The sequence below is a fragment of the Fibrobacter sp. genome, assembly GCF_045601785.1.
Taxonomy (GTDB): domain Bacteria; phylum Fibrobacterota; class Fibrobacteria; order Fibrobacterales; family Fibrobacteraceae; genus Fibrobacter.
Window position 1 is genome coordinate 1 of the sequence record NZ_JAZSAF010000068.1, and the last position, 1,733, is coordinate 1,733.

Sequence of the window (1,733 nt, forward strand, 5' to 3'; positions counted from 1 at the left end):
CTCGAGCTGCAGAGCATCTACAACGTCGAGGTGTGCGCAAACGGAAAGGAGGCATGGTCAAAGATTTCCACCACCATTCCTGACGCCGTCATCACCGACCTCATCATGGACAAGATGGATGGAGCGGAACTTTGCGAAAAGATCAAGAAGAACCCGGGAACAAACCACATCCCTGTCATCCTTCTGACTTCGTCTACCGACGAGCAGAGCCACAACAGGTGCATCAAGAGCGGAGCGGACCGTTTCTTCACCAAGCCGATATCGCTGGAGATCCTGAAGAGCGCCCTTGCCAGTGCGATTGCCACAAGAGAGACCATCAAGAACAAATACACAAGGGATATTGACTACGGATACGGGGACATCAAGATGAATAACGCGGACAATCAGTTGGCTACCAAGGTGATAGCCATCATCCGCAAGAACATCGAGAACACCGAATTCAGCGTCGAGGAACTCAGCCGCGAGGTCGGAATGAGCCGCGTGCATCTTAACAGAAAGCTGAAGGAGATGATGAACATATCTCCAAGCAACCTGATAAGGTCAATACGCCTCAAGCAGGCCGCTTATCTGCTGATAAACAACAAGGTGAACATTTCGGAGGTGGCATACAAGGTGGGATTCTCTACCCACTCATACTTCTCGAATTCGTTCCATGATTATTTCGGAATGACGCCTAAGGAGTTTACGGCACAGTACATGAACTGCACTGATGAAGAGACCTTGAAGAAGATCTTCGGCTAGTACCCCCATGCGGAATCGAACCGCAACCGTCAGAACCGGAATCTGAAATTCTATCCATTAAACTATAGGGGCAATGGGAAGGCAAAGTTAGCATTTTTTTCTAACTTTGCGTCATGAAAGCGTATGTATTTCCCGGCCAGGGCTCGCAATTCACGGGCATGGCCAAAGATCTTTATGACAACAGCCCTGTCGCACATGAGATGCTTGAGAGGGCAAATGAAATTCTTGGGTTCCGCATCACAGACGTAATGTTCGAAGGAAGCGCCGAGGAACTGAAACAGACAAAGGTAACCCAGCCGGCAATTTTCCTTCATTCCACCGTAATGGCGAAATGCCTTCCGGATTTCGCCCCGGACATGGTTGCAGGACACTCACTTGGAGAATTTTCAGCGCTTGTGGCTGCAGGGGCAATGGATTTTGAAGACGGCCTCAGGCTCGTGGCCATCCGTGCAGGAGCCATGCAGAATGCATGCGAGCAGAATCCAGGCGCTATGGCAGCGGTCATCGCACTTGACGCCGCGAGAATCGAAGAAATCTGCGCCGGCTGCGAAGGCATCGTCGTTCCGGCGAACTATAACTGCGAAGGCCAGATCGTGGTTTCAGGAGAAAAGGCGGCAGTAGAGGCTGCATGCGTCAAAATGAAGGAGGCGGGAGCCAAAAGAGCCCTGATGCTTCCTGTAGGCGGCGCCTTCCACTCCCCTCTCATGGAGCCGGCACGAGAAGAGCTTGCCAAAGGCATAGAAAACACGGTTTTCAACAGGCCAGTATGGCCTGTATATCAAAACGTTACCGCACTACCGTCAACTGACCCCGAAACGATAAAGGCTAATCTTCTTGCCCAGCTCACCGCTCCGGTAAGATGGACACAGAGCGTCAGGAACATGGCTGCGGACGGCGCGTCGGAATTTATCGAACTTGGACCGGGCAGCGTCCTGAAAGGACTTATTGCAAAGATTCTCTAGATTTTTTGCTTGATTCTCGACAAAAGTCCG

General features: G+C 51.4%; 2 protein-coding genes and 1 tRNA gene. 2 read left to right on the top strand and 1 reads right to left on the bottom strand.

Going from position 1 to position 1,733, the window contains the following annotated elements; genetic code table 11:
- Positions 1-741 (top strand): helix-turn-helix domain-containing protein (locus ACKI61_RS11205; RefSeq protein ID WP_407457785.1); only part of this gene is annotated, 741 nt, incomplete at its 5' end.
- On the opposite strand, the gene ACKI61_RS11210 is transcribed toward ACKI61_RS11205, so the two are convergent.
- Positions 742-813 (bottom strand) — tRNA-Arg (locus ACKI61_RS11210).
- Positions 814-854: 41 nt separating this feature from the next.
- Here ACKI61_RS11210 and fabD point away from each other — a divergent pair.
- On the top strand, positions 855-1,703 hold the full coding sequence (gene fabD, locus ACKI61_RS11215) for an ACP S-malonyltransferase (RefSeq protein WP_407457786.1): 849 nt from the start codon (positions 855-857) through the stop codon (positions 1,701-1,703).
- Positions 1,704-1,733: the final 30 nt, after the last annotated feature.